8 protein-coding genes and 2 pseudogenes are annotated in these 7,769 nt (G+C 58.1%); 4 read left to right on the forward strand and 6 right to left on the reverse strand.

Annotated features, from left to right (window positions below):
• Both C7I85_RS31455 and C7I85_RS30815 read right to left on the reverse strand, forming a co-directional pair.
• Positions 1 to 229 (reverse strand): acyltransferase family protein (locus C7I85_RS31455; RefSeq protein WP_342587330.1); only part of this gene is annotated, 229 nt, incomplete at its 3' end.
• A gap of 496 nt (positions 230 to 725) precedes the next feature.
• On the reverse strand, positions 726 to 1,073 hold the full coding sequence (locus C7I85_RS30815; protein ID WP_146149018.1) for a hypothetical protein: 348 nt from the start codon (positions 1,071 to 1,073) through the stop codon (positions 726 to 728).
• A 20-nt stretch (positions 1,074 to 1,093) separates the two neighbouring features.
• Between C7I85_RS30815 and C7I85_RS29900 the strand changes: the two genes are divergently transcribed.
• Positions 1,094 to 1,438: an outer membrane protein gene (locus tag C7I85_RS29900; RefSeq protein WP_280954432.1), complete on the forward strand. Its 345-nt coding sequence runs from the start codon at positions 1,094 to 1,096 to the stop codon at positions 1,436 to 1,438.
• A gap of 71 nt (positions 1,439 to 1,509) precedes the next feature.
• On the opposite strand, the gene C7I85_RS29905 is transcribed toward C7I85_RS29900, so the two are convergent.
• The 4 genes and pseudogenes from C7I85_RS29905 to C7I85_RS32220 all read right to left on the reverse strand — a co-directional run.
• A complete protein-coding gene (locus C7I85_RS29905) occupies positions 1,510 to 1,914 on the reverse strand; it encodes a hypothetical protein (RefSeq protein ID WP_106727629.1) in 405 nt (134 codons plus the stop codon).
• Between the two features lie 134 nt (positions 1,915 to 2,048).
• On the reverse strand, positions 2,049 to 2,375 hold the full coding sequence (locus C7I85_RS29910; protein WP_106727630.1) for a hypothetical protein: 327 nt from the start codon (positions 2,373 to 2,375) through the stop codon (positions 2,049 to 2,051).
• 129 nt (positions 2,376 to 2,504) lie between these two features.
• Positions 2,505 to 2,732 (reverse strand): hypothetical protein, encoded by a 228-nt coding sequence (locus C7I85_RS29915; protein ID WP_106727631.1) that lies wholly within the window; start codon positions 2,730 to 2,732, stop codon positions 2,505 to 2,507.
• Positions 2,733 to 2,998: 266 nt separating this feature from the next.
• Positions 2,999 to 3,575 (reverse strand): annotated as a pseudogene (locus C7I85_RS32220) (N-acetylmuramidase family protein); the annotation flags it as partial.
• A gap of 396 nt (positions 3,576 to 3,971) precedes the next feature.
• On the opposite strand from C7I85_RS32220, the gene C7I85_RS29925 reads away from it, so the two are divergent.
• The 3 genes and pseudogenes from C7I85_RS29925 to C7I85_RS29940 form a co-directional block, all read left to right on the forward strand.
• The gene (locus tag C7I85_RS29925; RefSeq protein ID WP_342587329.1) at positions 3,972 to 4,727 is read left to right on the forward strand and encodes a hypothetical protein; all 756 of its coding nucleotides are present in this window, start codon (positions 3,972 to 3,974) and stop codon (positions 4,725 to 4,727) included.
• A 505-nt stretch (positions 4,728 to 5,232) separates the two neighbouring features.
• Positions 5,233 to 7,206 (forward strand): acyltransferase family protein, encoded by a 1,974-nt coding sequence (locus C7I85_RS29935; protein ID WP_106727633.1) that lies wholly within the window; start codon positions 5,233 to 5,235, stop codon positions 7,204 to 7,206.
• 178 nt (positions 7,207 to 7,384) lie between these two features.
• A pseudogene (locus tag C7I85_RS29940) lies at positions 7,385 to 7,648 on the forward strand (transposase); the annotation flags it as partial.
• Positions 7,649 to 7,769 lie beyond the last annotated feature (121 nt).

The raw sequence follows: 7,769 nt of genomic DNA on the forward strand, positions 1-7,769 counted from the left end.
CGAGCTCTCCGATGATCACCGCCGCCATCAGGTAGCCCGAGATCACGAAAAATACGTCGACGCCGACAAAGCCGCCGCCAAAGCCAGCGATGCCTGCATGGTACAGAACCACCGGGAAAACCGCGAGAGCTCGAAGTCCGTCGATGTCGGCGCGATAGTTGAGCCGCTCTACCGGATGATGCCAGGATGACGGGGGTGGAGGAGCCGAGCGGCTCGATGCGAAGGCCATGTTCACTTACCCCTCCAACCCCGCCTTTGGGATGCAGTGCTCCAAAATCGGCATCTGCTTATGGGCAACGACTTGCCGATGCAATGTGGCAAATCGAAGAGAAATGATTGGTACGGTGGCGAACGCCACGCGGTTAGCCAGAAGGAAAGGGTGTTACCGTCGAGCCTGCGCTGAAAAGCAGAAAGCCCGCCGCCTCACAGAGACGACGGGCTGGCAACAGCTTCAGTAATTTAGGGCTAAAGTGCGGGTCATGTAGGGCAGAATGGTGCCTTGAAATAGGAAAAGTCCGCCCCGGAAAACCGGAGCGGGCTCTTTTCCTATGGAGAAGGAAGTCCAACTCTGTCGGACTAGCGCGCAAATTACTCTCAACCGGATTGCTAGTCAGGTCAGGAAAAACGGCATTGCGCGACTGCGGACGATGTAGCCTGAATGCAACAGTAGTCTGCTTTTACACGGGCGCAACCAAATCGCGATTGCCTAATACAGAAATCCTGCACTAATCCGCCGAAAGGGTTAGGGGATAATCATCATGAAGAAGTACATTGCCGCTGCCGCACTTCTTGCCGCAAGCATCACTGGCGCCAAGGCCGCAGACATAGTCGTCCAGGAGCCGGTCGCCATCTACAACTGGTCCGGCCTCTATGTTGGCGCACAGGTGGGCTATGCCTGGGCAAATTCCCACTATGAAGCCTTCGAATACGCGGACATTGACTACAATCCGCGTGGCTTCTTTGGCGGCATCTACGGCGGCTACAATTATCAGTTTCAGAACAATGTCGTTCTCGGCGTTGATGCCGACGCAAATTTCTCCGGCATAAAGCGCACAACTTCGATGACCTGGCATGGCGACTCAGAGCCGGATAACTGGCACGTTGCCCACTCGAAGATTCAGTCGCGGTCCGTGGCCGCATTGGCTACGCAGCGGACCGCTGGATGCCGTACGTCGCCGCCGGCGTGTCATTCGCCGAATTCAAGTTCGACCTTGATCACGATGGCACAGGCGACTGGGACTTCCAGGAAAAGAAGTCGTTCACTGGCTGGAACATCGGCGCCGGCGTCGACTACGCTATGACCGACAACCTGATCCTGCGCGCCGAATATCGCTTCACCGATTTCGGCCGTAAGAGCTTCGGCAACGACTGGGACGACAATTCGAAGATTAAACTGCGGACCAACGACATCCGCCTGGGCATCGCCTACAAGTTCTGATCTGCACCACGCAGCGACTTTTGGCCCCGGCGAAAGCTGGGGCTTTTCTTTGGGGGTGTAGTGCTCCGGCCCTAGACCGGCAGCAGTATGGCCGCAGCCATAATCGTTGCGTGTGACGCCATTGCCGCTTCCCGTGTTGCCCCTGCATCAATGAGCCACGATGTGACGATCGATGCGACATGGCGTGCCTGGCCGAAACGCCGAGCATTGCGTCGAAATATCGTGGCCACGGCTGACGGATCCGGGGGAAAATATATGGGCGCGGTCAGGTATTCGAATATCTCCCCGGCCGCTATCCCGTTGAGCGGATCATAATGACGACCGCTCCGGATCAAGCGCGAAGCTGTAGTTGCGGCGACAACTAGAACGGCCCACATTCCCTGCGCTCTTTCCTCGATCTCTTTATTGGCCAGCAGAACGAACAAGTGGAAGTGCATTGCGGAATAATTTTGTCCGAGGAAGTTTGGCAGGCGCATGCTCGCTCAAACGGATGTCCGTGCTTCCCGATATCAATATGAGTTTTGAAATTCACCTGCTTCGGCGAAGCAGTCGCCAAAAGTTGCCAGTGCTGCAAATTCGGTAACGTTTTGTGCAATGCCGCCAGTGTGAGCTACGGCGGTGTTTGTGCCCTGAATCGGCGCGCCACCACTTCGAAGACGATGTCCAAGATCCACATCGCGCAGGTGCCGATCAGGAAGGCGGAAGCGAGAACGGCCTGCGCATCCTCTGAGGGCATTGGCCAACCGACCGCCTTCAGGTAGTGAACCGTAGGGAGCGTGAGATATGCCGCCGCCAGCGCGCCGCAGATCGGCGACAGGATCATCTCCCGCACCTTCAGCTTCTTACGGGACAGCGAGCGCAGGACGCCGCCGGAAAGGCCGGCAACGACAACCGAGCCGTTAATGCCCAGCGCCTCCAAGATCTGGCTCAATGTCATTTCCGGCACCCCGGCTGATTGTTACAGGTACGGTTATGGCCGGCAACCTGACGTGCGAAAGGCTGGTCATTCTGGATGATGAACTGCCGCGTTGCCGGTGACGGCGTCAGCAGTTCGAACGCGGCGCCGTCATTCGCAAGTGTCTGGCTGCACCCAGCGGCCGCCAAGCTCGCGGCAAAGGCCAGCGGCATCAAGACGATTGATTTCCGCATTGGTCTTGCTCCTTTCGCGGATGAGGTCGATCGATCTGGTGAGGGTGGCGGCGCGCTCCGAAGCTGCGCCCGCCTGGTAGGCCTGCCAGTGGCTGAAGCCGAGCAGCCCAGCAATCACCCCGGCGGCGAGGAGATACTCGCGCATCAGCCGAGCCCCAGCTTCTTGCGCACGTCGGGCATGGTAGCGATGGCATAGACCGCCAGCACGATGAGCAGCACGCCGATGCCACGCTGCAGCCAGACATCGAGCCCGGCGACCCCCGACAGGATGCCAACGCCGGTCCCGCCGGTTGTCAGCCAAGTCCACAGCCGCTTGGACTTCGTCAGCGGTTCATCCTTCGGCCGCTCAGGCGGCACCGGCACCACCTTTGGCGTCTGCGCCGGAGCGACGGGCTCCACAGGAGCCGCCGAGTAGCGCTTGAATGCCGCCGCGATCTTGGTGTGATAGCCGTTCTTCCTGTAGCTCGGCCCGTTGTAGCCGCGGGCAAATGCGGTCCAGTCCTTGTCGCGCAACGAGGCCCCAAGCCCTGCCTTGTCGATATAGCGCGCCATGGGCACGACCTGACCGGCCACGTCGCGCCGGCAGAGATCGACCAGCTCGTCGACGGACTTGAAGCCAAGCCATGCCCAATGCGCGCCCATGACCTGGCCGACACCCCAGGAGCAGCTTTCATAGGGCGGCCTTGCGGTCGATCTTAGCCGCGCGAGCCAGAAGCCGCCAGCGCGCCTCCTGGGTGCGCGTATTGGCAACCGTGCCAGCAATCGGCGCAGAGAGGCCAAGCGCCCGCGCCCTCTGCTGATCCTTGGTCGACAGCCGGCGGTCAAAGTAATGCCCCTCGAACCGGATCAGCGGCCCCCAGCGGCCGTCAACCACGGCGTAGGCCTGGCCGCGGCTCTCGACTTCCGCGATAGCCAGCAGCGCCGCCGGATCGATGTGCAGGGTCGTCGCCACGGCCCGAACGGCCGCGACGGTGCTAGCGTCGAACATGGCAGTTCCTTTCCCGCCGTGGGGCGTGGGATGGTGAGACGAGTTATGAAAAAATTGGAGCGCCGAGGCAGCGCTTGAAAAGCGGCGCTCCCAAAGCTTGTGAAGTTCTCGGATGGTGGTTAGCCGACAAGCTCAACGACGCCAACATTGAGACTTGGTGAATGTCGCGCGCGTTAGAAGAATGAAAGTCCTATCTATTGCGTACACCGGCCGCAGAATATCCGAGCAAGTATGAAACTCTATTTGCCGGTCGCCGGCTTTTCGAACAGCATTGTGATGTGTTACGGGTGCTTTAACAAATCCAGCAAATAACAGTTTGTCAGAGAAGCATGACAGACAATAAATACTTTAGCTTCAATTAATTTAGCGACAATTACTCTAGCTATGGAATTTGCGATGGCGATTGAACCTGACGCACTTGAAGCCTTGCGAGGAAGGCACCGTCGCTGGCTCTCGCGGCTTGGCATTCTGGATAAGCCGTGGTTGATCCTCGGCTCCGCGCCGTCCCCCACGATTCCATTTGACCTGGTTGGACATTGTGCACGCGTCGACGTCAACAACTCAGGCAAGACAGCCAACGCACTAGGTCTCCCGCCCGCCGACTTGACGTTCCGCAAGCGGAAGAAGTCGTGGGAAGAGCATCCTCATGTAAGGACGAGAGGCCTCCTCTGGCTCCATACGCAGCCTCTTTGGGTGATGTATCTGAGCCTTCTGGCTAAGCCGCGCGTGCGTTATGAGAGCCTAATGCGCGCCACTAAAGCTGAGCGCGAGGCGATCGTCGACGTCGTGACTGGCGGACTTCCCTCTGATATTGGAGACGTCGGCCATGTGACGAACGGAGTTGCCGCCCTCTGCTACGCACTTTTCACGGGCGTGCCGTCTGTGACCCTCGCTGGGTTCTCAATCACTAAGATGGGCCATTCTTACGACAACAAAGGGAAAATTCGGAGGCAGATCGCCGAAGACACCTTCGTTCTGACGCGTTTAAAGGATCGAGGAAACGTCTTCACGACCGAGTTGGATCTCTCTGAGCGTGTCGGCTTGCCTCTTGTTCGCGATAGAAGCGGCATCGCCGCCAAAAGACAGCCCGATCGAACTGAGATCGCGCCCGTCGTCGCCATCCAGAACAACGCAGTCGTCGCCAACATATGAGACGTGGTTTCGCAGATGGCGTCCCATGTTTTCATCGTCATGGCATTCGTTCTCTTGGTCTTCGCATGTATGGGCGGGCAGCGTTTGGAGCGAACTGTGACCGGATATGAGAAGTCGCCGGATTGTGGCGGAGGGAAGCCTTACGGCTGGCAGAGGTCGGCGAGATTGGTGGCCTTCGCGCTGGTGATCGCCGGCATGTGGTGGTTGAACGGGTGAGACCCGGAGGGCCTTCGGGGCCACCGCTCCGGGTCTCTTAGTGCCGGGGCACAGCAGATGATCGCCTAAAGGAGCCGACGGGCGCAACGACGCCTTGGGTCATGCCGGCATATCCATTTGTGTGAGGCGATGGCTACGCATGGACGTTCGACGCATAGCGCTGCTGATCTGTATGGCCTTGCTTGCGCTCTATGGAATTACGCCAGCGATCATGCCGTCGCGGCGACAGTGATCCGTTCCGCCGTGACGCGTGATTGAGCTTTCAGTTTGAAAGTGCGATTGATCCGCTATGAATCAGCGGGTGACGGTGGCCGGGACCTCGGCCGTTTCAATACAGAGCCAGTATTTCCCATTCATCGATGGCCTGCGGGCCATCTCGATCCTGTCCGTCGTGCTTTACCATGCCGGAATGCCTGGCTTTACGGGCGGATTCGTTGGGGTCGACGTGTTTTTCGTCATTTCCGGCTGCCTGATCATCAATCACATCACTGCGGAAGCAAGTGCTGGCAGATTCGATCTTTGGACGTTCTACGCACGTCGCTCGCTGCGCATCCTGCCGGCATTCGGTGTTGTGCTCGCGACCAGTGCAGTGCTCGCGAATATCGTTCTGTACACGCCAGCAGAGTTCAAGGACTTCGGTAGGCAAATGCTGTGGTCGTCGATAATGGTTGGCAACCACTACTTCTTCAACCATCAAGGCTATTTCGATGTCGCTTCCGAACTGAAACCACTCCTCAACATGTGGTCGCTGGCCGTAGAGGAGCAATTTTATCTCATTGCCCCATTGGTGATCTGCGCCAGTCTGCCTAATAGGCTGGTGAAGATCGCCATAGTGATCGGATGCGTGTCATTCGCAGCCTGCGTCATAGGAACGCTGCGTGAGAACAACCCCGCATTCTTTCTAGCACCGTTCCGCGCATGGGAGTTCATTGCCGGCGGTGCCGCCGCGGCCATCGCCAAGAGGCTGACGGGTATTCGTGCATCTGCGCTGGAGCTGATCGCGACATTGGGTCTTGCGGCAATTTTCTATTCGATCGTCGCATTCGACAGCGAATTGGGCTTTCCCGGCTGGAGGGCAGCGGTTCCAGTTGCTGGGGCAGTCGCGCTCATTTCTACCGGCATAGCTCGACCCTCCTCCAGAGCAATCAAGCTGCTTGCCGCACGCCCGATGGTCCTAGTCGGTCTAGTCTCCTACTCATGGTACCTCTGGCACTGGCCCCTGTTGAGCTTTGCTCGCATCAGCAGGTTTGGCGAACGAGACTTGATACAGGACAGCGCAATGGCAGCATTCGCCCTGATGCTGGCGGCGGCAACATACCTGCTCGTCGAGCGCCCAATTCGGGCCAATCGTCGACAGATCATTTCCAGAATCGGCACACGAGGCACCGTTGCAGCGAGCGCAGCTTCCTGCCTATTTCTCGCTGTCGTAGCCGCCTCTATTCTGTTCATCAGCCTTCCGATCGCTGCACGCGATTATGCAAAACTCAACGTCAACTCGGTCGATAAAAGGGCAATCTACGCCAACGATCCGTGCGCCATTCTAGCCAGCGATGCCCCGTCTCCTGGCTGCGCTGAGAAGCTGGCGAATTCACCATACGGCCTCCTGATTGGCGACTCGCATGCCGAAACCTCATACGAAAGCGTAAAGCAAACAGCCGAAGACGGCGGCGCCAAATTGGCGACGATCATTGAGCGTGCATGCGCACCAGTTATTACTTCTGGCGTTTTCAGGAGGTGGGGCGACCACGGTGATGGATGCGGTGCCAGGTATCCGCGCGCGATGGAAAGCATCGTGAAGGCGGCAGGTAAAGCGCCCAAATTTGCTGTTCTCAAAGCGCACTGGCGCGCAGTAGACAATCTGTTCTTCGAGAACACGTGGAATCGCCTGTCAGCCGAACTCGACAAGACGATCGCATTCCTCGAGGCACTGGGTACTGAGCAAATAATCCTTGTTGGGCCGACGCCTCAGTTCGAGCGCAGGGTTCCCGAATGTCTGATGCGTGGTGCAAAGGATTGCTCAACCTCGCTGTCAAAGAACCGTGACCAATCGGCAGAAATAGTCTCTTCTCTCAAGCGGGTGCTCTCGCACCATCCAAGCATCCGCTATGTTGACCCGACTGAGAGCCTTTGTATTGGCGACCAATGCCCTGCTCAGATAAACGGCATCGCCCTATACCATGACACCAATCATTTGACCTTGGATGGTGAAAAGATACTCAGTAGTCAGATAGCGCCACACATTGCAGGCGCTTTGGCCAACTAGCCGCACTGCTACCGCCACGCGGTGGCCGCCAGAACGCGCGAAGAGTTCGTGTTCACGCCGACTGCGCGCACTGCAACGGTCTGCGCGGCAGCGAAACGAGCGGAGGCGGCAGTTTTGGTGACCTTGCCCCGTTGAAATAATCCAATTTGAAGTAAGTTCTGGCCCATTGAGAGGACCAGTGAAGCGCACCCGTTTCACAGACGAACAGATTATCGGCATTCTGAAGGAGCACGAGGCGGGCACGCCGGTCTCGGAGCTTTGCCGCAAGCACGGCGTCAGCGATGCCAGCATCTATAAGTGCAAAGCGAAATTCGGGGGCATGGACGTGTCCGAGGCCAAGCGGCTGAAGACGCTGGAGGACGAGAACACGAAGCCGAAGCGGCTTCTGGCGGATGCGATGCTCGACAATGCTGCTTTGAAAGACCTTTTGGGAAAGAATGTATGGTCCGCCCCGTCCGTGCAAGGGTTCGCGACATCGCGAATGACGATTTCAGTTGCATAAATGTATCCGGCCTCTCGCGAGCGGACTGCTGTTGCAGTCAGGCCATGATGAGATCCGCGCA

It is taken from the genome of Pseudaminobacter soli (ex Li et al. 2025) (assembly GCF_003012705.1).
GTDB classification, from domain to species: domain Bacteria; phylum Pseudomonadota; class Alphaproteobacteria; order Rhizobiales; family Rhizobiaceae; genus Pseudaminobacter; species Pseudaminobacter soli.

Coding starts and splice junctions, on each gene's coding strand:
- C7I85_RS29910 (WP_106727630.1), bottom strand. CDS start 2,375: ATGACATTGAGCCAGATCTTGGAGGCGCTGGGCATTAACGGCTCGGTT.
- C7I85_RS29935 (WP_106727633.1), top strand. CDS start 5,233: ATGAATCAGCGGGTGACGGTGGCCGGGACCTCGGCCGTTTCAATACAG.
- C7I85_RS29915 (WP_106727631.1), bottom strand. CDS start 2,732: ATGCGCGAGTATCTCCTCGCCGCCGGGGTGATTGCTGGGCTGCTCGGC.
- C7I85_RS29905 (WP_106727629.1), bottom strand. CDS start 1,914: ATGCGCCTGCCAAACTTCCTCGGACAAAATTATTCCGCAATGCACTTC.
- C7I85_RS29925 (WP_342587329.1), top strand. CDS start 3,972: ATGGCGATTGAACCTGACGCACTTGAAGCCTTGCGAGGAAGGCACCGT.
- C7I85_RS30815 (WP_146149018.1), bottom strand. CDS start 1,073: ATGCCAGGTCATCGAAGTTGTGCGCTTTATGCCGGAGAAATTTGCGTC.